This window comes from Pseudohalocynthiibacter sp. F2068, from assembly GCF_023015645.1.
Lineage (GTDB): Bacteria > Pseudomonadota > Alphaproteobacteria > Rhodobacterales > Rhodobacteraceae > Pseudohalocynthiibacter > Pseudohalocynthiibacter aestuariivivens.
In genome coordinates this window covers 31,654-53,356 of the sequence record NZ_JALKAK010000021.1, presented here as the reverse complement: position 1 = coordinate 53,356, position 21,703 = coordinate 31,654, and the positions used below count along the sequence as shown (strand labels likewise).

The window sequence follows — 21,703 nt, the reverse complement described above, 5'->3', positions numbered from 1 at the left end:
GTCTTACGATGCCTCTTTCTTCAGATGGCCGGCAAGGCGCATTGCGAGGGCCAGCAGAGTGGAGGTCGGATTAACGTAAGAGACTGTGGGAAAGACCGAAGAACCTGCGATGTAAAGGTTGTCTACGTCATGGGTGCGGCAGTTTTCATTTACCACGCCTTTTGCTGGGTCTGCGCTCATCCGCGTTGTCCCCATGTGATGGTGGCCACCTACAAGATCATTGGGCCACCTGGGTTCTGTGCCCTTTAACCAATCGGCGGTTTCGAGTTTGCCAAGCCCTAAGCGTTGAAGTTCTTTGTCGACTGTTTCTGCCATGACAACCATGGTGTGCCAGTCAAGTTCGAGCAAATCCCAATGCAGATGAGCACGCCGCTGCCCAAATGCATCTGTTTCCGTTCCTAATGTGACGCGGCTGTCAGGGTTTGGGGCTTGCTCGCTCCGAAGTTCAAGCTGCATCGATTCAATTTTGAAGCGTTTTGGTCGTCCCATCATATGGCGCACAAGATTTCCAACAATGGAAAACGGGTTGCGCGCGATAGCGGTCAGCCTTTCCTTGAGCCAGCGGTTGTTTCTGTACCAGCTCAGGCTGAGCGGTACTTTGCGGTGGCGCATGTTCCAGATGATTTCCCTAAGCGCTTGAGTTGCGTCTTCGGCAACGTTCAGCCGTGTGATGGCGCAGACATTCAGTATGCCTTCCCGTTCCATCATTGCCGCGGTGGGAGCAAGCGCGGTTTCAACGAGCCGCCCGCCGATCAGACCCGGAGAAAAGATGTCATGTAAAGCTTGTGGTTTGCTTGCATGAACGATCCCCGCTGATGCTGTGGGATGTTCCATGAAGTAACGACCGACGTGATCTTTGGAATTGCACAGGCCCACTGGTATAACGTCATCTGACAAAAGCAGCAGACGCGCGTTTTCGATGCCTCCGCAAGCAAGCACATAGGTGTTTGCGGTGACTGTAAATTTCATACCGTTCAGCGTTTGTACATCAAGTTGGCTGATGTGATTGCCGGCGTCATTGGCAGCGATACGTGTGACTGTTGCATGGGTCAGCACTTCGATATTGGGTGCAGTTTTCAACATATCCGCATAGACATTGCCGAGGAGCAGTTTTTTCCCAAACTGAAAATCGGAGAACTCCAGATCGTCAGCATTTATCTTTGGTGGTGAAACAGAGAACAGCTCCCACGGAATGCGTTCATCTTCGAAAGATTTATGGAGGTTCAGAAACTCGGGAATTTCTGCGTAGTATGGTTTCAGGTCTTCGCGCTTGATGGGCCATCCGTCAAAGTCGAGCCAACTGCGTTCTGCAAGATCAGTCTCTTTAAAGCGGGCGGCTCGCGCGCCCCAGCGATGGGTCGATCCGCCAATCATGCGGTAGCGGGATTCATCAAGGTCGAAGTAGGAAAGCCCAGATGTTGTACCGGCGTAAAGACCCTGAGTCGCTCTTTCAACCGATGCCCCCCCGGATTCTAAAATCAAAATCTTAAGTGAAGAACCGGCCAAAATACGGGCCATCGCGATAGAGGCGGCACCGCACCCAATAATGCAGATGTCCGCCTGGAACTTAGTTCTATCTTCATACGTTCGAATATCGCTGATCATGCCCGTTCCCACGGTTTGGAAACCGTCTCGCGCACGCGGCGCAGTAGTCGGCGGCGGTTGAGATACAGGGAACCTTTTTGTGCGAGGTGGTCTCGCCATCGGTTCAGGTCCTTGAAGTAGAACATTTCTAGCCGGGGAAGATCAAATACATCGTCATCGGGAGAGGCGCGGCCAAGCCGTGTTCCGACGGAAGTTTTGTATTCCTTAGCGATTTTGTTCCGGACGTCCTGGGTTGTCAGCCCATAGGGCGGCGCGAAATGCGGGACAGGTTTTCCAAGCCGATCTTCCAGTGCTTTCCGCGACTGGCGCAACTCTGCCACAAGCGCGTCATCTGGAAGCGTCGTAAGGTCGGGGTGGGAAACGGCATGGCTGCCAATGGAAACACCCGCATCGGACATTTCACGTATCTCCGCCCAGTTCATCAACCGGCGGGCAGGATCGTTTGCACCTCGCCAATTTTCGGACTTAGCGACCCAGCCAGTGGGCACATAGACGATTGGGCTGAAGCCAAATTTATCCATTACAGGCCAGGCGGTTTCGACAAAATCTTTGAAACCGTCGTCAAATGTTATGATTATGGATTGTGGTGGCAGAGTGGTTTTTTCGGCCTTGGCCGACAAAAGGTCATCAAGCGAAATCACCTTGACCCCAGCCTCCGCAATCGCTGCCATTTGCTTTGCAAAAATCTCTGGTGCAATAGAGGTTGGCCCCTCGGCGTTTGAGACCGAGTGATACATCAGGATATTGACAACGGGTAACGCCACTTAACTCAATCCTCAACCGTGTGTGTTGCAAACTCGGCCCGGTAATCGGCCCATTTTTTCGTGTCAAAACTGCCATCTGCACCCACGCAATCTGCAACCCCGTAAGCCATGGCGAATGCGTGGTGCGTATTGTCATGGGCGAACAACCCCTGCCGTCCGAAATTCACCAGCCCTTCGAGGCCGCTTAGCCAATTGTCAATTTTCTCAAACCTGGCTTGATACTTCAGATCGTAGACCGGGTAGGCGTGCGAAAGGCGGCGGGTCAGAGTTTTGCGCACCGGAACATTCACGGGCAGGTCAACACCCCCCAGCCAGCCGCAGAACCGTTCGCCCAGTTCGTCATCTGACATATCCCACCATTCATCGGTTGGGTCGCACGGAAGTTCGGCGCAAAGAACGGTCAGACCTTTGGGTTCGGTCGAGGCGTTATAGTTCTTTGGTTCCGACATCCGGCTGACCGGGATGGAGGTTTCGGGGAAGTAATGTGCATCAAATTCAGTGAACTGGTCGGTTTCGAGCACAAGATAAATCAGAATCATACTGCGAAAGCGGATTTCCTTTGCTGCCTCAACCACATCGTCTGGCGCAGCAGGCTGCATCAGGCGAACCAGCGCGGTGAGCGGAATAGTAGATAACAGTTGTTTGCTTTCGTGCCGAACCTCTCCGCCTTCACCTTTTGAGACAACAGCGGTGATGTGATTGTCTTCACGCTCTATCCGAACGATGTCGGAGTTTAAGTGAAAACTTGCACCCTGTTCTTGCGCAGCATCAGTCATAGATTCCGAGATTTGTCCAAAACCGAGACGTGGATAGTAGAAGCGGCCGGTCGTTTCACCTCTGAGCCCCGGCAGCATCCGCACCATCTTCATCAGGATTTTCGACACTGAACTGCCGGAGACACGCCGTTCGGCGAGCGTTACAGCCAGCTCATCCGGCGCAAGTCCCCAGAGTTTGCGAACATAAGGAAAATAGAAGTTTTTGGAAATTGTTGGCCCCAGCCCCTCAAGCAGAATGCTGGAAAAGGTCTGAGCTTGGGCCTTGCCTTTGCGAAAGCGTTTCAATGCCATGTCAGCAAGCAGTGACACGGCAAATGGCTTGGGCAGATAGCGTAGTGCATTTGCGATCTTAAGAGGAAAATGTATCCAACGCCCGCCAAGCCGAATGCGCCCATGGCGTGGGCGGAGCAACAGATCCTCGCCCAATAAATTTTTCACATCTGCCAGAATGTCAGGTGCGACAGAGGGGTGAAATCTGTGCGAGCCGTAGTCACACCAGATATTGTCAATCTGAAAAGAGGCAGCATTACCCCCAACCCGAGGCGCGCGGTCAAGAACGTCAATTTTGTCACCAGTCTTCCGCGACAGCGCAAAAGCAGCAGCAATACCGGCCGGACCCGCGCCCAAAACCGTGATCCCTGGCATTACCTTTTTGGTGCTGCCCGGGGTGGGTTTTTTCTTATTTGCCGTCATAATTTTGAAGATCCGTTCTCAGAAAGTGGGGCGCTTTGGCGGCCCGATGAAAATACCCAAATCAATCCACCAATCGCACCTGCGGAAAACAAAACCGCCTGCCAGATAAGCCCGGTTGTGACCACGCCGGCAGCTTCGGCGCCGAACGGTGCCATAAGTGCTGCCAGCGTCGCCTCGCGCACGCCAAGCCCACCAAGCGAGATTGGTGCGACTGCCAGAAGCTTTGCTAACGGCCAAGCGAAAACCCATACGACCACGCCGACATCTAGGCCTATCGCTGTCGCGAGTTGAATGGTGAGAAATATGAAAAATAACTGAATGCAAAAAGACGCTACAAAAGCCATGAAAAGCAGCCCCGGACTGCGGCCCAGCAGACCAAATGCCTCGGCGACCCGCAACATAAAGCCACGCGCTGGTAGGTTTGGCCTTTTCGTCCAAAGCCATGTTATCGCGCGCGGCAGAACGTAAACAGCACCGCCGACCAGAACGAGAAGGATTAAGAGCATAGCTATGACCACCTCCACACCGATAGTGTCCGTGTTCAGCATCATAAACCCCGCAAAAGCGAGGCAAGCCAAGGCCAGCATGTCAATCAAACGGTCGGCGACAGCCCCTGCGGTCAGGCGTGCGCCATCCTGCATTGTGCTGTGCACCAGAGCAGCACGCACCGCGTCGCCGCCCGCAACACCGGGTAGGCAAAGGTTTGCCGCAAGCCCTGCAAGATGAGCGCGCAGCGCAAGCGGGAATGTCACTGTCCGACCTAGCAGAAACCACCACTTGGCTGCGGTCATGACGTGGCCAAACAAAAAGGCGAGCAGAACCAGCGCAAAAGTCGCAAGAGGCAAGCGTGCAAACCCGGCCAGTACCTCGTCCGTCGGTAGAATCCAAAAAAGGATACCAAGGATCAGCGATGATCCGGCAGCCCTGATCAGCCACTTCTTGAGGTTGGGGGAACGCTTAGCCGTTTCAGCCATATCAGGGCCTTAGATGCAGGCGGGAAATCATGTCTGCAATTAGCCCGAGCGACCATATCATGATTGCCGCAAGGAATGAGAAGATCGCTGTTTCGCTAAGGTTGAACTGGGTGAGGTCATACAAAAACTTCAGGAAACCAAGTACGAAAAAACCAAGCCCTAACGGGATGAAGATGCGTAAAGGATTAAACAGCGCGATGATGCGCAAAACGAGAATTACGAAATTCACAAAATCAACCGCGCGGATTTTCGATTTACCAACGCGTTTTCGGTACTCGATCGGGGTATAGACCATGCGTTTACCATTACAGGTCATGCAAAGCGTTATGGTTGTTGTGAACGAAAAATTCTGCGGCAAAAGCGGCAAGAACGGAATCAATTCTGTTTTACGGAAAACCCGTAGGCCGGAATTAAGATCATTCAACTTACGCTCGGCCAAAAATGAAGCGAGTGAATTTAGAACATATTTTGCTGGGCGGCGAATTAGCGGCACATTTTTCATTGCTGCGCCCCGATCACCTACAACCATGTCCTGTTCGCGGCATTGCGCCAGCATATCTGGCAAGTAATGTGCAGGATATGTTCCGTCAGCGTCTAGTATCGCGATATAGTCATGCTGCGCACGACGAACGCCACGTTTCAGAGTGGCCCCATACCCAGAATTGACCTGATTAAAGTCAACGGTTGCACCGGAAACACGCGCTTCTTCAAGCGTTTTATCCTCGGATCCATCGTCCACTACGATGATTTCATAGGGAATGTTGAGGGGTTCCAGCGCCTCGCGGACCTCTTCTACCGTTGAACGGACAGCGTTTTCTTCGTTGTAGGCAGGGATCACAACGCTTAGCGACATGCCTTCAACATTTTCAATGGCTTGCGCCATTTCCGTTGGGCTTAGTGTCATATCTTCCATCTCTCACTCCAATTTCCGCAATGTCGCGGTTAGGTCTTTGGCGGGACCAATGTTCCTGCTGCCCGTCGTTCTTCTTCTCTACTAAACCATTCAATTAAATGCTTCAGCCCCGCGTCTAACCCGGTATTTGTTCTAAAATTTAAAACTTTTGCGGCCTTTTCTGGGCAACCCTTTGACGCATGTATTTCACCAGGGCGTGTAGGGGCGGATTGTTTTGTGAATTTTGTTTTAGCACTGCGGGCCAAGCTGTCTATCAACTCATTGATCGAGGTGGCATGTCCTGAGCAGATGTTTATGACGTCCGAACCGCCCGTTTCAGCATATGACATCGCGCGGACAAGGGCATCGGCGACGTCCCCGACATAGACAAAATCCCTTGACTGCGTTCCATCACCAAACACGGTTAACGGCTCTCCCTTGACCCATTTATCAAGGAAGATGGTGATCACGCCCGAATAGGAAGATTCGCGCAATTGCCCCGGACCGTAGACGTTGAAAAACCTTAGCCCCACGGATATTAAGCCAAGAGCTTCTGCCATTGCAGAAGCATGAAGCTCGCAGGCGTATTTGTCGATACCATACCCGGAAATGGGTTGAGGCGGTATGTTTTCGCTGAGTGGCAGATTATCCGCTGCACCGTAAACAGCAGCAGAACTCGCGTAGACAACCGGAATTTGCGCGGCAGCCGCAGCCTCAAAAACAGTCAGGGTTCCACCTAGGTTTGTTTCTGTCGAGTGTGACCAATCGGTTACGTAACGCTGAACTGACGAAATAGCTGCAAGATGGAACACGCCATCCACCTGTTTCACAAGTTTTTGCAGTAGAGGCCTGTTCGTAATATTACCTTCGATGATTTTTGTATCTGGCCCTATATTGCTGGTCTGGCCGGTCGAAAAATTATCAAGAACCGAAATGGCATGCCCGGCCTCTCTTAGAGAGCACGCAAGGTGCGAACCGATGAAACCTGCGCCTCCAGTGATCAAGTAGTTAGCCATGAACTCTTGTTCCTGTTTTGAGCCTGCGCCTATACTGAAGATCGTATGCGTGCTGTTTCGAACAGCTCGAGAATTTCAGAGAGGTTGGAGTATGCAACAAAGAATTGGTATTTGTTTTAGTATCAGAGGTTTGAGATTTGGTTTTAAGTTTCTCACGTTCATATTTTTGGTTTCGCACTTTTTGTTTCTGAAACCAGTTCATGCACAGACAATTACAATTGACCAATCCATTGAACATCAGACCATGAGGGGTTGGGAAGTGACTGCGCGGCTTTGGGAGTTTGACAAATCTGCCGATCGCTATGATGGCAGTTGGGCACCGCACATTGATAAGATTATGGACGCGTTGGTCGACGACGGCGGCATCAACCGGGTTCGCATTCAAGTTCAGTCGGGCATTGAAAACCCAATTGACTATTGGCAGCAGTTTGTAACCGGTGCAATTGGATATGAGGCGTTCAAGGCCCATTTCTATGAGACCTTCAATGACAATGATGACCCGTTCAGTATGAACCAGGATGGGGTTCACTTTACCTCGCTTAATGATCAGGTCGAGACGGTTCTGCTTCCCATGAAACAACGTTTGGAAGCGAGGGGAGAAAAGCTTTTTGTGACTTTGACCTTTGTTGATTTCAAGTGGACGCAGCTTAGGGGTGACATTGCCCTCGCTTTGCACCCGGCCGAATATTCTGAGTTGATTGTCGAATCTTTCCAACATCTTCAAAACAAATATGGCGTGGTTCCGGATGCGTTGGAAATTATTCTTGAGCCGGACAACACTGACCATTGGCGTGGCAGGCAGATCGCGCAGGCGGCATTGGCTGTGAAGCCCCGGCTTGCGGCAGAGGGGTTTTATCCGCGCCTGATTGGGCCTTCCACCGCGCAAGCGCGTCGGACGATGAGGTTCTTTGACGAGATGCAAGGTACCTCTAACATTCGCGGATTGTTTGATACCTTGTCGTACCACCGGTACGATAAAAACGCTTCGCAGGTTTTGTCCGCTATCACCGAGGCGGCACGGGTTAATGGTTTGGAAACTGCGATGCTTGAATACACCCGCGGTTCTGTTGACCATTTGTTTGACGATTTGCTGATCGGCGAAGTGTCTGCTTGGCAGCAATATGGGGTCGCTCGGAAAATTGTCGACGGAGTTCCAAGTGCTACCAACAGTTACTTTCTGGAAGTGACTGTCGACGGCGAACAGGCTCAGGTTGCGCTTTCTCGCAGAGCGCGGTTTTTGGCACCGGTGTTTCGCGTATTCCGTATGGGTGGGGTACGTGTCAGATCGACAAGTGATGTGACCTGGATACGTTCGGTTGCGGTTCGAAACACTGATGACAGTCTGGCATTGGCGATGCGGCTTAGCAGGGGCGGAAGGTTCAGCGTTTCCGGCCTGCCCGAAGGGCGTTATCGTGTTGAAGCCACGCTTGCGAACCAAGAACGCCCCACAGTGATTGAGGTCGAAGTGGCGGGGAAGGTTCCGCTCGATCTTGAAGCCCACGATTCCGGCGTAGTTACGGTTCGCAGCTTGCTTTGATGAACAGGAAAGGCTGAGTGTCTCAGGACACATGAAATCGCGTCCTACGACCCAGAATGTGGTACTCGAAAAGACACCAGGTAAAAGCGACCGCGGAGTACACATAGTAAAGTTGATGGTAAAGCACACAGGCAATCGCAAAAAACACCCCGCCTGTGCTTATGAAAAACCTGAAAAGACGGATATTTAGCGCAAAAACGATGATCAAAAATGCCAGCGTAAGAGGCCAGATTGTTGGCATCATCACCAAACTCAGGATTATTGTTAGTAGAAACAGGCCGGCAAACGCGGCACGCACGCGTTCCATCGGGCTGGTGTTCAGATCATTGGTGACGTTTTCCCGAGCGATCATCAAGCGTGACCAGGGCAAAGCGCGACAAAAGATATCGGTATAAATCGAATTCCGAACTGTCCAGACTTTCAGGTGCTTGGCTTGAAGTTCTGGCTCGAGAAGAATCTTTCCACCAGCTTTGTTAATACGATAGCCAAGCTCAATATCCTCGATCGAAGGAACCCTGTAGGTTTCAACATCAAAGCCTCCAACTTTTTCAAACATGTCTGCTGCAATTGCGCCGCAACCAGCCCACCATGTTTCAGCATCTCTTCGGGCTTTCTGATGATAGAACCTGTGAGTCAGGTTCTTGTAGCGAGAGAACCACGGCGTACCGTCTGGCAGTTCATCATAAGAGCCAAAGACTGCTGCAATATCTCCTTTTGCAAAGGCGTCTCGAACACGCCTCGCACCATCTGGCCACGCGATAACATCAGAGTCGACAAACCAGAGTATATCGCTTTTGGCATGTTTAGCGGCAAAATTTCGGGCTGCGCCCGGTCCAGAATTCTCTGGCATAGTGATGACGGTAACGCCCAGGTTTTCTGCAACCTCAACTGAATTGTCTGTTGAAACATCATCAACAACAATAATTTCCTGAACTTCATCTCTGTCCCGCATTTCAATCAATGGGGCAAGAACGCGTGGCAAAAGGTGCGCGGCGTTGTACGCAGGCATGATAACACTAATTGTTTGGCGCAACGGGCTTTTCATGACTGGGCCTCCGTATCTCTACTTACAACACCTCTGAATAAAACCATAATTGTGGCCATATATGGGAGAAGCCAGATCACGCGGCCCCCGTATCGATCCGCCGGTTGAGAGAGGCCACCGCAAATAAGCGCATTCACAAGCATTCCGAAAAAAATCATCAACGCCATAACCCGAAGGCGGCCCGGCAAGCCACTGGGCAAAACCAGCAATACGGCAATTACTAGCAATGATACAGCGTAAAGCACTGTGTGACCGTAGTAGAACCACACTGTCCAGCTTTGTGTGCGAGCAAGCCTTCCAGCAGAAAAGGTATTATCGGGAATTCTAGGATTTTGCAGCGCTATTCGGATAATACTTTCACTGGGAATGGTCATATCCACCTTGTAACGCATTACTTGCGTTAAAGTATTTTCAAAGATTGCTAGGCCAATAGAAGTTGGTGAATGCTTAATAACGTTGACAAAAAACTCCATCTGCTCTTGCCCTACAAGACGTTGGTCTTCCTCCGTCATAAGCTTGAATGACCCTAATGAAGGGTTTTTTGCGAACGTAATGTGAGACGCGGTTAATCGCATTGGGTCATCTGAAAGTTGGAGAGCATCATAAAGGGCGCAGGTGGCAACTTCAGGGTTCGGACATGTGTCTTTAAGATATGTTAACCCCGGGCCGTCGGCAATTAGCCTGGCGGTTAGATACGGGTTATAGAAGACTTCTGAATTTGCCACTTTTTCGACAGCGAGTTTAAACGCAAAGCGTTCGGCTGACCCAACTATGACCAAAAATAGCATCAACAAGGGTGTAAGCCACCAGCCGCGGCCTTCGGTCAGCGCTGATCCAATCGCTGAAAGTGGTACGAGTAAGACCGCCATTAAAAAATGTGATGGATGCGAAATCACGGCAAACCCGGCTAGAGCGAGACCGAGAAGGATTTCCCAATATTGCATCTTGCGTATAAAAACCGTCAGAGTCGCCGTTACGATCAACAGTATCGCTGCAAAAACATCCGGCATCGCATAGGCAGTGTAAAATGGAAGGGCCCCAAGCGAAGATAGCAGAATTGGGAGAGAAACTGAGCGGGTCAGGGTGATGGAGCTATTGTAACGCCTCAAACATACGCGCATTGGCAGTAAAACCGCCAGGAAAACGCATAGAGTATTGAACAAAACTAACCAGTCCATATGCGCGAATATTGTTAGCAACGCGAGGAGAAAAGCATAGATCAGAGACCTCGACCCATGCACCGTGTTGTTCCCATCATTCAGGGGTGCTTGTGCGTTGCTGCCGGCGTTACTCGCAGCATCAGTACCTGTTGATAAATCAACACCAAGTTGAGACAGCCCGGAAATTCCTTGAACAACGTAGCCTCCTGAATCGAAATAAAAAAGAATACTTCCATTTATGATCAACACCGTGAAGCACGCAACACATGCCGCAAGCAGCCACAGCAGCTCTTTTAATCGAAAAACTCGATTTTCCTTCGAGCGCAATATGTTTGTCCCGGCCTTCACAAAGAAACCCCTCGAATTGGATTTAGACCTTGCCTGTTTTCTTTGTTCACTACTGAATACATAGATTCACTCTTCAAAAAAATTGGAATAAAATGGCACCTGCCGCTATACTGAAGGCGGCAACAATCAATATTTTTATGGGCAAAAGAACAGAGCGCCAGACGTCATAAATTCTGCTTGTTCTATCTGCGCCGGCTATACGCCAAGCAGCGACTTTAAGGCCGGACAAAGCGACAAACAGGGCGAATGTACCGCCCAAAAACCAAATAAACCGGGTGACTTGCCCTCCCCACGTTCCGAAATGCAATGGATCGGCGGCTTCCGTGAGCCGACGCTGGAGCGAAAGATCTTCGCCTTTGTAAACGCCGAGAACGGTAGAATTGCCAAGATCAATTGTGACTGTGTTCGCTCTTGGACGCACTAAATTGGCAGTCAGGTCTCCCCTAATCGCCAGCCCTTCGGTCGGACTTTTTGGGAGATAAATTTCAGCAACGTCCAGCCCAGACAATTCACTTCGAGCAATTCTTAAAGCGTCGTTGAGGGCATCACCATCGAAATTTGAAGGTAAAATCTCGGCACGCTCAATGGGGTTCTGGGAACGCGGAAGGGCCGGATTAAAACCAATCGCTTCGGCGAAGTAGAAAACACCGGTGAGCGCGGAAACAACCACAACGGGTAAGCACCAAACCCCGAGCCAGCGGTGAAGCCCACCCCAGTTACTTCGACTGCCACCCCTTATTTTTGGAAGTCGGGTGTACTCACGCCAGAATTTGCGATGAGAATAGAGCCCGCTTAAAATTTGCCAACAAAGCAAAAGGGATAGCGACGTAACGGCTGCTAAAAACAGTTTTCTATCTACCATTAATGAAACGTGCAGACGGCGCATCAGTTCTTTGAACCCTAAGACCGATGTTGTTCCTTGCAGTTCCCCATTGGCCGGGTTTGCCCAAAGCATAAAATCGCCGTCTGGCCCGCGCATTTTAATCGGGGCAGCTATCCATGGAGAGGGCGGGCGCGAAATCGTAATGGGTCTTGAATCGGGAAAAGAATGCCGTGCGTTGTCCAGTATTGCTCCAAAGTCAGCAGGCTCATACGTGGTGAATCCGCGCATTTGCGGCGAAAAAACAGATTCGATCTCAGAACCAAAAATAGCGAGTGTTCCTGTTAAAAACAAAAATACAAAGTAAAAAGCAACAGCCCGGCCAACCCAAGTGTGAAGATGGAGAACGTATTGCCGAATGCGACGCCCGACTGGTGGATTTGTTGTTGATGCATGCGTCATCGCGCCAGAAGCCTTTACCGATCTAACACTACTTGATTGCCATGAAGCCTTCGAAACAGATGTATTTCTGGACGCTCATTACATCTTCGAATCCGGCTCTGTTCATAAGATCAAGGTTTCCTTGCGTTGAAAAGGGCTCCAGTATCCCTTTCAGGCTGCGCGTCTTTTCCATCATCTCTTCGGGTGTGAAGCCGTTTCGCAACTTAAAGTCGTTGTAAAGCTGGCTCACAATATCCTGAAAACGCGCGTCCGGACCTCGAACTTTTTCGAACAAGATGAATGCACCACCCCAATTCAATCTTTCGTAGATCTTATCGAACAATTCTTGCCTGTGACGTGGCGAGATAAACTGCATGGTATAGTAGCTAATAATCAGGTCGGCTTTGTCCATATCAAACAGCCGTGCGTCTTCATTCAGAATTTCAATCGATGGTACGTCAGCGCAGTGCTTTTTTGCGGCGTCGACCATGGCTTGTTCCACATCCAAACCGACCCATTTTACGTTGGGTTTGTTTGGGCTGTGATCGGCAAGCTTTTTTATCAATTCGCCCGTTGAGGTGCCGATTTCGTACACGACACTATCAGGTTTGACGAAAAAATCGGACAGCTGACAAATCAGGTCATGACCGGTTTCATAAAGCGGAACGGAAACTTTGATATGCTCGACAAAGGTATCGGGTACATCTTCGCCGAACGTCCAGTCCGCGTTGCTAGCGGATATGTTCTGACCAACTCCCATTACTTTTCTCCTTTGTTTCACAAACGTGGCTTAGCCACTGATTTGCTGTTAGGTCTTTGTTACAACGTCTTTTTTAGCATAGGCTAAGTGCCTGAGATCACCGAATATCTTGCGGTCTACGAACAGCGCGAATACTACGTAGAGTACCACAGCAAGGATAGCACGTGCAGCCCAGTTCCCGGACAATGCAATTTCGGTTAGGAATATGGCCGCAGCTCCTGTCAGCAGCGGGCGTATCAGCCGTGGCAGGACAGGAAGATCAAGCTCGTTTCGTCTGCAAAATGTAACAGCGACAAACCATACGGTAAGGCTGGATAGCAGAATTGCAATACCGCCGCCAACAGCTCCCCACTGCAGGATTAAAAGCGGTGCGAGGATCAGCGAGAGAATTGCGCCGCTCACCCCTGAAAAAAGAACCGCCCGTGATTGCCCCATAGCAGTCAAAGCCCAACGATGATGGCCGCTTAGAAATTGGATTGGGAGGACAAAAATCAGGATCGATAGAACAAGCCCGGATGTTTGATAGTTTGATCCAAAAATCGTCGTAACTACGCTGGTTGCGTGAAATGATACAAGGACAGTTGGTCCTATCACGGCCCAAGCAACAATGCGGAAAGACGCAAGCGATAGTTGTTCGAGAAAAGATCGACCAATCTCGAACCGCCGTGTCAGAGCGGCATAGAGGTTGAAATGATAAATGTAGGAAAAGGATTGAAGTGATACCACTAGCCGTTGTGCTGCGGCAAGGTAAGCTGCTTCTTCTAGACCAACGATATTAGCCACCAAAATAGGTGGCACATACTGGACAAATCCCCAAATAATGCTCGTCATACCAAGCGGTGCGCCTTCGCGTAGCAAGTTAGCGAGAACGGCTTTATCGAAGTTCAGGGACAGATTGAAACCCGCCTGCAACTGACATTTTAGGTAAAAGCCGATCCATACAATGACAGACAGCACTTCGGCGACACCAACCCAGAGGATGCTTTGCACTCCAGAGACCATCAGCAGGATGATTCCGGAGAAAGTTACAACGCGAAACATCTGTGCTATTGCGACACGATCAATCTGTTCGATGCTTTGCAACAGCCATTCCTGTTTCCATGCATGAAGCAAAAGAGATGCGCCAAACAAACACCCCAGTGCATGCGCAACTGGGTCATCGGTTGTTAGAAAAACCACCAGAATAACTGTTGGTACGGCGATGATTGCAATCAGTGCTCTTAATGTTGGAACGGCATTTACGACTGAATCGTCACCTTTGGTTCGGGCGCGCACTGCAACAGGACCAAGACCAAAATCCACGACCAGAGCGGCAAATGCCGTGAGTGAAAACAAGTACTCAACCAGCCCGTAACCAGCCGGTTGCAGTGTGCGCGCCATGTAGGCAAAAACAACAAATCCGATAACTTTGATCGCGACCTGACTAAACGCGAGGTAGGCAAGATCACGAATAAATTTGACCCCAGGGTTCTTGACGACACCTACGCTATGAAATGCCATAAAACGAAAGGGGTGCCTGATTAGTTCACCTAAGGCGCGCAGGGAAATACATGCGCCCGCATTTGCTTTCATCTCTGCGAACGGGAGGTATCTTTCGATACCTATCCTTAGCGCCGTTCTGAGTGACTTAATGATGGGGTCAGCACTCATACTGGTAAAAACTCATTTAAACACACATAAGCTTGGCAATGAATGGCGTGCCAGCGTTACGCCACGCTCGCCGCGCCGCGCCTTTCATATGGTTTGGTTTGAAATTCCTCGTGGTACGACCGTTCTACATTGACATCCCATATGTCATAGTCAGCTCCCATTATATTCCGGGCTGCATACATGGCTGACAGCATCGAATGGTCCTGATTGTTGTAGCGGTGCAATCCATTTCTGCCTGCGGTTTCGAAGTTTTCCAGCTTCTGAAGCCAGTCACGCACGGTATCCAGCGCTTCCATATAAACGGAGTCATAAACCGGGTATGCTTTGGGTTGTCTGATAATTGCGCCATCGATTACGGATTTGGCGGGTGCCAGACCTATCGTTTCAAGCTCCTTCGCAGCCATTTTGATCAAAACATCGTCGTCCATGGCCCACATCTCTTCGTCGTCGTTAAGGAAGTACTCCATCCCGATCGAGGCTTTCGATTTATCCGCCATCATATCCTGCGACCAAGCCCGGAAATTCTGAATACGGCCAACGCGCACTTCCTGACCGTGAACATAGATCCAGTTATCAGGGAACGGATCGGCATGATCGAGAACCAGAGTTATAATCATAAAATCCCGGTATTTCAGAAGGTTCGCTGCATCGATCACATGCTGTGGAGGTGGCGGGTCCATGCTGCGCACCAATTTGCGCAGATTCATTGAGTTCAGAAAGGTATCGCCTTCCTGAATGTAGCTGCGTGTTTCGCCCGTCTCTGGGTTCTTTTCTTCGACCTCGACACCGGTGACCCGCATTTTTTCGCGGATGACACGCTTAACATAGGAATGCATGCGAACCTCGCCGCCATTCTCCTGAACTCGGTCGGTCATTTTCTCCCACATCTGACCAGGGCCAAGACGCGGGTACTGGAATTCTTCGATCAGGCTTGAAGAATCATTTGCTCCTGAAATGGCATTCCAGACAACTTTCATAAGAGACAGGTCCTTGATCCGCTGAGCGGCCCAATCTGCCGTAATCTCAGCGCAGGGAACACCCCAGACTTTTTCGGTGTAAGAGCGGAAAAAGTGATGGAAAAGACGCGCGCCAAAACGGTTTGTTACCCATTGTTCGAAGGTCTTTTCTTCTTTGTTGGGGAACAGTTTCCAGCGGGCAAAACTTGCCATTACTCTCACGGATTCATAAATCCCAAGATTGGAAAGGGCGTTAAATATTTTAAGGGGATAATCGTAAAATTTACCTTGATAATATATACGGCTTTGGCGTGGAACAGTAATAAATTCATCACCACAAATGTCATACCAGACCTGTTCCACCTCTTTAATTTTGGTGAAAAAACGATGGCCGCCTATGTCGAACCGAAACCCATTGTGGCTTTCCGTTCTTGCAATACCCCCAACAAGGTTGCTGGCTTCTAAAACGACAGGTTTAAATTCGTCACCAAGTCGTTGTAACTCATATGCGCCTGTCAGCCCAGCAGGCCCTGCTCCGATGACCACCGCAAGTTTTTGTTCATTACTATTCATGGTTGAGCATACCCTTTTCGCGCGAATAATCGTTATTTTCAAAATTACTTAGAAACACATCTGCAGTTTCAAACGACGATATAGCAAACACTTTCCATTTTCTACTTGCAGCCGTGTTTTGGCATAATAATCGCCTTGAATACCTATTTAAACGAAACAATCGGGTATGGTTAAAAATTTTGTTTCCAATGCGTTTATATTCAGACTACTTTTGTTAATTAAGCCTCGCTAACCTTAAGAAAAAATGTTTTTCTAATGATATCATCCCAATAAGCCAGCAGATTAAGTAGTTATTGTGCAGAATAGAAAATTGAGTTCAAAACGCGTATTAATCACCGGAGGCGCTGGCTTTCTGGGGTCACATCTGTGCAAGAAAATTCTTGATGCTGGCGACGAAGTCCTGTGCGTTGATAATTTTTCAACCGGCCGTCGTGCCCATCTTGTGCCGTTTCAGGATTCACCTAATTTTGAATTTGTACGTCACGATGTTTCGTTTCCGCTGCATGTCGAGGTTGACGAGATTTACAATCTCGCATGTCCAGCAAGTCCAATACATTATCAAACAGATCCGGTGCAAACCATCAAAACAACCGTTATTGGCGCAATGAATATGCTTGGCCTCGCGAAGCGGACCGAAGCAAAGATCATGCAAGCCTCAACATCTGAAATTTACGGGGACCCGCTGGTTCATCCGCAAACAGAAACCTATTTGGGCAATGTTAACCCGATTGGGCTTCGTGCCTGTTATGATGAAGGCAAGCGGTGCGCTGAAACTTTGTTTTTCGACTATTACAGACAGCATCAGGTTAAAATTAAGGTTGCCCGAATTTTCAATACATACGGGCCGCATATGCATCCGGATGACGGACGGGTTGTTTCAAATTTTATCGTTCAGGCGCTTCGTGGCGAACAGATTACCATTTATGGAAATGGAAATCAGACACGGTGTTTCTGCTACGTTTCGGATCTGATAGATGGTTTTGTTCGACTGATGTCTACAAACGTCGATGTGACGGGGCCTTTCAATCTGGGTAATCCCGTTGAAATCACGATGATTGAGTTAGCCGAAAACATTCTGAAGCTTACCGGTTCAAAATCAAAACTTGTTTTCATGCCCCTTCCTCAGGACGATCCTAAACAGCGCCGCCCAAACATTGATAAGGCGCGTGATGGTTTGGACTGGGAGCCCAAGGTGCCGCTCCGAGAGGGTTTGAAAGAAACCATCGCTTATTTCAAAACACTCCTTTAACAGTTGCGGTGTCTTTGAAAAGTTAGGACAGGTTTTAGCCTGCCCTGTCGCAGCACTGCTTTTGACGACATAGCAAGGCTTACACCGAGCGCGTTATCCCACCATCAACCCGGATGTTCTGTCCGGTGATGTAACCGCCCCCCGCTGACGCAAGAAACGCAACAACCGATGCGATTTCATTCAGCGAATTACCATAACGCTGCATCGGGATGCGTGAGCGGAACTCTTCTTTCTCGGGCAGACTATCGATGAACCCGGGCAGCACATTATTCATCCTTATGTTTTCAGCGGCGTATTTGTCTGAAAACAGCTTGGAAAACGCAGCAAGGCCTGCGCGAAGAACGCCAGAAGTGGGGAAAACTGGATCAGGTTCGAAGGCCGCGAAAGTCGAGATGTTAATGATTGTACCAGACTTTTGCGCTTGCATGATGGGTGTCACCAGACGGGTCGGGCGCACGACGTTCAAAAAGTAAACATCCATGCCGGTGTGCCAGTCTTCGTCAGTAAGTTCCAACACCGGTGCGCGTGGGCCGTGACCTGCGCTGTTTACCAGCACGTCGATACGTCCCCATTTTTCCATTGCCGCATCGACAAGGCGCTTGAGGTCATCGTTCGACTGGTTTGATCCTGTCACACCAATACCGCCCAGCTCTTTCGCCAATGCTTCGCCTTTGCCGGAGGACGACAGAATTGCGACGTGAAATCCGTCTTGTGCAAGTTTCCGTGCGGAATCGGCGCCCATGCCGCTTCCGCCTGCAGTGATGATTGCTACTTTTTGGTCTGACATATTGTTCTCCAAAGGGTTTGGCGCGTGAATGGATTTTCTAAGCTTTAGCAGAAAAAATGTTTATTTTCAGCGGACTGCGTAGTCACGCCGGAAAGCTGACTGATATTGTTTACCTCAAAATCTTAAATGTTCATACGCCGAACCGATTTTACTTCATTGCGCAGCCACTGAATATTGGCAGAAGTAGTTACAGGCGAATTTACGGAAAGCCTTAAAATGGATTCACGAACTAAGATTGTGCGAACCGATCTTGAACTGGAATGCCCTCACCTTGATCAAGCCATACGCGTGCTCGGGGCTAATCTGGTTTTGCTGCCTGATGGCGTTTCAGAGGAGGAGCTTCTCAACCAGACGCGTGACGCCGACCTGATATTGATGTGTTATACGCCAATCACCGCAAAGGTGATCGCTTCGGCAAAACGGCTTAAGGGCATTGTCAAATACGGTGTGGGCATCGACGCAATCGACATCGACGCTGCGAAAGCACACAACATTCCGGTCGTCAACATACCCGAGTACGCAGAGGAAACCGTCGCCGAAGGCGCATTCGCATTGATGATTGCGCTGGCAAAGAAATTGCTTCCAATGCAGGCCGCGATGCAAACTGAAGGATGGGTTTGGCCAACAAATCGTTGGATTGGATCCGACATTTCCGGCAAGACCGTTGGCCTGGTCGGGGTTGGTAAAATTGGCAAGAGCATGGCGCGAATGGCTGGCTTGGGGTTTGGTGCCAAAATTCTTGGGTATGACCCATATGTTTCTGCTGAGGACATGCATTCTGCAGGTGTAGAGAAACGCGAGAACCTTGTTGAACTACTGCAAGAATCTGATTTCGTGTCTGTCCATTGCGTATTGAACAATGACACTCAGCATTTGATCGGCGAAAAAGAGCTGCGCGCGATGAAACCGACGGCCATGTTGATCAACGTATCGCGCGGGGCGCTCATTGATGAAAGCGCATTAGTTTTGGCGTTGCAGGACAGCATGATCGCTGGGGCTGGTTTGGACGTTTACAGCAAGGAACCGCTGAACCGTGAGGATCATCCAATGCGTGCGCTCTATGAAATGGACAACGTTATCTTGTCCCCTCATCTTACCTTTTACACCCGGGAAGCAATGCAAAGATTAGAAGAGGAGACATTGGAAAGATGTCTTGAGTTGCTTGAAGGACAACCCGTTACTGTAAAGTCCAAGGACCCACGGCTCAGAGCGCAGGAAAGTGGTGTGATTTTTAGGGACTAGTTAAGTCTCACGTGTCCTTCGTCTTCTTGTTTGGCTTGAAGGGTGTGACCTTGTCGTCTGGGTCCAGGCAGGTTTTGATCGCGTCAGCATCCAGCGATTCATCTTCTTCGAGTTGCGCAATCAGTATTTCGATTTTTGGTCTGTGCTTCTTAATAATACTGGTCGCCTGATCTTCCGCAGTGTGCAACAGCTTCATCACCGCTTCGTCTACACGCGACGCCGTTTCGTCCGCGAAATTACGGGGCTGTGCAATTTGCTGGCCCAAAAACGGATGATCCTCGCTTTCACGCAGATCAATTGGACCAATCGTTTCGTCCATGCCCCAACGGGCAACCATGGAGCGCGCGAGCGACGTCGCGCGTCGGATGTCATCATCCGCCCCGGAACTCACAGTACCGAGCAATAGCTTCTCTGCGGCGCGCCCGGCGAGCAGGGTTGTGAGTTGCGTTTTCAGGTAATCTTCGGGCAGGGTGTGGCGTTCGTTTTCGGGTAGCATATGAGTTCCGCCAAGGCTGCGGCCGCGGGGGATGATCGTAACTTTGTAAAGCGGGTCTGCCCCTGGCGTGTAAAAAGCTGCCGCAGTATGGCCAGCCTCATGCACTGCAAGACGATGTTTTTCATCGGGTTGAATAGCAAGCGTACGGACCGTGCCCATCATCACCCGATCACGCGCTTCATCAAGGTCGTTTGAGGTAATGGATTTTGCCGATTTACGCGCAGCGGCAATAGCGGCTTCGTTCAGCAGGTTCTTAAGATCGGCGCCAGAAAAGCCCGGCGTACCTGCCGCGACATTATCCAGATCTGCCTTGTTCGCGATCGGCAGGTTCTTTGAGTGAACATCAAGGATTGCCCGGCGCGCGTCTTTGTCAGGCAGCGACAGGGTCACATGCCGGTCAAAGCGACCCGGGCGGAGCAGGGCGGAATCAAGCACATCCGGCCTGTTGGTTGCCGCCAGAACAACCACTGCTTCCTTTCCGGCAAACCCATCCATTTCAGCAAGTATCTGGTTCAAGGTCTGTTCGCGCTCGTCGTGACCGCCCCCCAACCCTGTACCACGGGTGCGCCCGATGCTGTCGAGTTCATCGATGAATATGATCGCCGGGGCCTGTTTGCGCGCCTCTTCAAACATCTTGCGAACACGGCCCGCACCAACACCTACAAAAACCTCGATGAATTCGGACCCGGATGTGGAGAAAAAAGGAACATCCGCTTCGCCCGCCAAAGCGCGTGCAAGCAGGGTTTTACCTGTTCCCGGCGGCCCCACAAGTAATACGCCATGTGGCACCTCTGCCCCGACGGTCTGGAACCGGTCCGGGTCGCGTAGAAACTCGACCAACTCAGAAACTTCGCGCTTGGCTTCGTCCTGCCCGGCAACATCAGCAAAGGTAACTTTGCGGGTTTGCTTACTTGGTTTGGAAAAACGACCGCCCATCAGGTTTCCCAAACCACCTGGCATACCACCCGTGCCGCCCATCATGCGCCGACTTATCCAGATGTAAAAACCGATGATCAGTATCCACGGTAAAAAGTACAAGAGAACTGGTTCTGACTTTGGCGGGTTTGCTGTAATTTCAACACCAAATTCTTCGAGCAGGGGAATTAGGTCCGGGTCTGACTGAGCTGGCGTGATAGCCCGCACCCGCTCTGGTTCGCCAGAGATGTCAGACGTTAGGACAGCCGTAATGGCGTTTTCCTCAAGGATCACTTCCTTGACGCTTTGGCTTCGGATGAGCGTTTTGATTTCGCTGTAAGAAACCGACCGCACCGTTGTCGGGGCAAAATTCTCTGCCATAGGCGCCAGTAAGACCAGCAGCATAAAAGCAATCGCCATAGGCAACAACAAACGTGTTAGCGGATTAGGGTCAGAAGGCTTTTGTGGTGGTTCGCTATGGTTTCCCATTTGGATTCTTTCCAGATTCGTCCTGCGCAGCCGATACTGACAGGGAACAAATGCCTTTACGTTGATACGAATCAACATTCTCTTGGTTGTATTTTAACACTACCTGCTTTCTTCGCGGAATTTGGTGCAGATGCATGGAACCGGCAGTTACTGCTGTATCGGCTTTTGGCCATCGGCTATCGCCCTGGCAGCCGTGATCAGATCTAAAACTCCTACCTGCCTATCTATTTCAGTTTTTCTGAATTAAATTCAACTTATTTGCGATTGAATGAAATGGTCGTTTCGTGGTTTCTTCGAAGTAAAGTTAAAGATGGGATCGAAGTAGTACATAATTATGCCACCCATCATGAAAAAACTTGACCACATTGCCTGCTAACGGGGTGAAAGTAATTCGCACAAATCTGATCCGCAGTAATTCCCAATACACCGAACAAAAGTCGACCAACTAACAAATAAAGTCTTCTCAGCTCGAAAAGAGAGTGAATGAATGTCGATAATGTGAAATGACATCACTA

17 protein-coding genes are annotated in these 21,703 nt (G+C 50.1%); 3 read left to right on the top strand and 14 right to left on the bottom strand.

The genetic code is table 11. The features are described 5' to 3' along the window. Nucleotides 1-3: 3 nt before the first annotated feature. The 6 genes from MWU63_RS18530 to MWU63_RS18505 are packed head-to-tail and all read right to left on the bottom strand — an operon-like array spanning nt 4 to nt 6,720. The gene (locus tag MWU63_RS18530) at nt 4-1,605 is read right to left on the bottom strand and encodes a GMC family oxidoreductase (RefSeq protein WP_247079367.1); all 1,602 of its coding nucleotides are present in this window, start codon (nt 1,603-1,605) and stop codon (nt 4-6) included. Further along, on the bottom strand, nt 1,602-2,369 hold the full coding sequence (locus MWU63_RS18525) for a polysaccharide deacetylase family protein (RefSeq protein WP_247079365.1): 768 nt from the start codon (nt 2,367-2,369) through the stop codon (nt 1,602-1,604). Before MWU63_RS18525 ends, MWU63_RS18530 begins: the two co-directional genes overlap by 4 nt. 5 nt (nt 2,370-2,374) lie before the next feature. Next, a complete protein-coding gene (locus MWU63_RS18520; RefSeq protein WP_247079363.1) occupies nt 2,375-3,838 on the bottom strand; it encodes an FAD-dependent oxidoreductase in 1,464 nt (487 codons plus the stop codon). After that, a complete protein-coding gene (locus MWU63_RS18515) occupies nt 3,835-4,812 on the bottom strand; it encodes a lysylphosphatidylglycerol synthase transmembrane domain-containing protein (RefSeq protein WP_247079361.1) in 978 nt (325 codons plus the stop codon). Before MWU63_RS18515 ends, MWU63_RS18520 begins: the two co-directional genes overlap by 4 nt. A 1-nt stretch (nt 4,813) precedes the next feature. Continuing rightward, nucleotides 4,814-5,725 carry a glycosyltransferase family 2 protein gene (locus tag MWU63_RS18510; protein WP_247079359.1) on the bottom strand — a complete coding sequence of 304 codons (912 nt, stop codon included), beginning with the start codon at nt 5,723-5,725 and terminating at the stop codon, nt 4,814-4,816. 29 nt (nt 5,726-5,754) lie between these two features. Then, nucleotides 5,755-6,720: an NAD-dependent epimerase/dehydratase family protein gene (locus tag MWU63_RS18505; RefSeq protein ID WP_247079357.1), complete on the bottom strand. Its 966-nt coding sequence runs from the start codon at nt 6,718-6,720 to the stop codon at nt 5,755-5,757. Between the two features lie 259 nt (nt 6,721-6,979). Here MWU63_RS18505 and MWU63_RS18500 point away from each other — a divergent pair, with 259 nt between their 5' ends. After that, nucleotides 6,980-8,257, top strand: coding sequence for a carboxypeptidase-like regulatory domain-containing protein (locus MWU63_RS18500; RefSeq protein WP_247079355.1), 1,278 nt, complete (start codon nt 6,980-6,982; stop codon nt 8,255-8,257). A gap of 22 nt (nt 8,258-8,279) precedes the next feature. Here MWU63_RS18500 and MWU63_RS18495 read toward each other — a convergent pair whose 3' ends face one another. The 6 genes from MWU63_RS18495 to MWU63_RS18470 all read right to left on the bottom strand — a co-directional run bounded on the left by MWU63_RS18495 (nt 8,280) and on the right by MWU63_RS18470 (nt 16,010). Then, nucleotides 8,280-9,302, bottom strand: coding sequence for a glycosyltransferase family 2 protein (locus MWU63_RS18495; protein WP_247079352.1), 1,023 nt, complete (start codon nt 9,300-9,302; stop codon nt 8,280-8,282). Further along, the gene (locus MWU63_RS18490) at nt 9,299-10,789 is read right to left on the bottom strand and encodes a hypothetical protein (protein ID WP_247079350.1); all 1,491 of its coding nucleotides are present in this window, start codon (nt 10,787-10,789) and stop codon (nt 9,299-9,301) included. The genes MWU63_RS18495 and MWU63_RS18490 overlap by 4 nt, the downstream gene beginning before the upstream one ends. A gap of 94 nt (nt 10,790-10,883) precedes the next feature. Continuing rightward, nucleotides 10,884-12,092, bottom strand: coding sequence for a PepSY-associated TM helix domain-containing protein (locus MWU63_RS18485; RefSeq protein WP_247079348.1), 1,209 nt, complete (start codon nt 12,090-12,092; stop codon nt 10,884-10,886). A gap of 28 nt (nt 12,093-12,120) precedes the next feature. Next, on the bottom strand, nt 12,121-12,831 hold the full coding sequence (locus tag MWU63_RS18480) for a methyltransferase domain-containing protein (RefSeq protein ID WP_247079346.1): 711 nt from the start codon (nt 12,829-12,831) through the stop codon (nt 12,121-12,123). Nucleotides 12,832-12,879: 48 nt separating this feature from the next. Beyond that, on the bottom strand, nt 12,880-14,481 hold the full coding sequence (locus tag MWU63_RS18475; protein WP_247079344.1) for an oligosaccharide flippase family protein: 1,602 nt from the start codon (nt 14,479-14,481) through the stop codon (nt 12,880-12,882). Between the two features lie 56 nt (nt 14,482-14,537). Further along, on the bottom strand, nt 14,538-16,010 hold the full coding sequence (locus MWU63_RS18470) for an NAD(P)/FAD-dependent oxidoreductase (protein ID WP_247079343.1): 1,473 nt from the start codon (nt 16,008-16,010) through the stop codon (nt 14,538-14,540). 310 nt (nt 16,011-16,320) lie between these two features. On the opposite strand from MWU63_RS18470, the gene MWU63_RS18465 reads away from it, so the two are divergent. After that, entirely contained in the window at nt 16,321-17,259 is a 939-nt protein-coding gene (locus tag MWU63_RS18465; protein ID WP_247079341.1) for a UDP-glucuronic acid decarboxylase family protein, read from the top strand. Between the two features lie 79 nt (nt 17,260-17,338). On the opposite strand, the gene MWU63_RS18460 is transcribed toward MWU63_RS18465, so the two are convergent. After that, nucleotides 17,339-18,046: an SDR family oxidoreductase gene (locus MWU63_RS18460; protein WP_247079339.1), complete on the bottom strand. Its 708-nt coding sequence runs from the start codon at nt 18,044-18,046 to the stop codon at nt 17,339-17,341. 216 nt (nt 18,047-18,262) lie between these two features. On the opposite strand from MWU63_RS18460, the gene MWU63_RS18455 reads away from it, so the two are divergent. Further along, complete coding sequence (locus MWU63_RS18455) at nt 18,263-19,288, top strand: C-terminal binding protein (RefSeq protein WP_247079337.1); 1,026 nt, start codon at nt 18,263-18,265, stop codon at nt 19,286-19,288. 7 nt (nt 19,289-19,295) lie between these two features. Here the strand turns inward: MWU63_RS18455 and ftsH are convergent, their stop codons facing one another. Next, entirely contained in the window at nt 19,296-21,188 is a 1,893-nt protein-coding gene (ftsH, locus tag MWU63_RS18450) for an ATP-dependent zinc metalloprotease FtsH (protein ID WP_247079336.1), read from the bottom strand. Between the last annotated feature and the right edge of the window lie 515 nt (nt 21,189-21,703).

What these genes read in the sequence shown, in the direction of transcription:
- MWU63_RS18530 (WP_247079367.1), bottom strand. Translation starts at nt 1,605, where the DNA reads ATGATCAGCGATATTCGAACGTATGAAGATAGAACTAAGTTCCAGGCG.
- MWU63_RS18520 (WP_247079363.1), bottom strand. Translation starts at nt 3,838, where the DNA reads ATGACGGCAAATAAGAAAAAACCCACCCCGGGCAGCACCAAAAAGGTA.
- MWU63_RS18515 (WP_247079361.1), bottom strand. Translation starts at nt 4,812, where the DNA reads ATGGCTGAAACGGCTAAGCGTTCCCCCAACCTCAAGAAGTGGCTGATC.
- MWU63_RS18510 (WP_247079359.1), bottom strand. Translation starts at nt 5,725, where the DNA reads ATGGAAGATATGACACTAAGCCCAACGGAAATGGCGCAAGCCATTGAA.
- MWU63_RS18505 (WP_247079357.1), bottom strand. Translation starts at nt 6,720, where the DNA reads ATGGCTAACTACTTGATCACTGGAGGCGCAGGTTTCATCGGTTCGCAC.
- MWU63_RS18495 (WP_247079352.1), bottom strand. Translation starts at nt 9,302, where the DNA reads ATGAAAAGCCCGTTGCGCCAAACAATTAGTGTTATCATGCCTGCGTAC.
- MWU63_RS18485 (WP_247079348.1), bottom strand. Translation starts at nt 12,092, where the DNA reads ATGACGCATGCATCAACAACAAATCCACCAGTCGGGCGTCGCATTCGG.
- MWU63_RS18480 (WP_247079346.1), bottom strand. Translation starts at nt 12,831, where the DNA reads ATGGGAGTTGGTCAGAACATATCCGCTAGCAACGCGGACTGGACGTTC.
- MWU63_RS18475 (WP_247079344.1), bottom strand. Translation starts at nt 14,481, where the DNA reads ATGAGTGCTGACCCCATCATTAAGTCACTCAGAACGGCGCTAAGGATA.
- MWU63_RS18470 (WP_247079343.1), bottom strand. Translation starts at nt 16,010, where the DNA reads ATGAATAGTAATGAACAAAAACTTGCGGTGGTCATCGGAGCAGGGCCT.
- MWU63_RS18460 (WP_247079339.1), bottom strand. Translation starts at nt 18,046, where the DNA reads ATGTCAGACCAAAAAGTAGCAATCATCACTGCAGGCGGAAGCGGCATG.
- MWU63_RS18455 (WP_247079337.1), top strand. Translation starts at nt 18,263, where the DNA reads ATGGATTCACGAACTAAGATTGTGCGAACCGATCTTGAACTGGAATGC.
- ftsH (WP_247079336.1), bottom strand. Translation starts at nt 21,188, where the DNA reads ATGGGAAACCATAGCGAACCACCACAAAAGCCTTCTGACCCTAATCCG.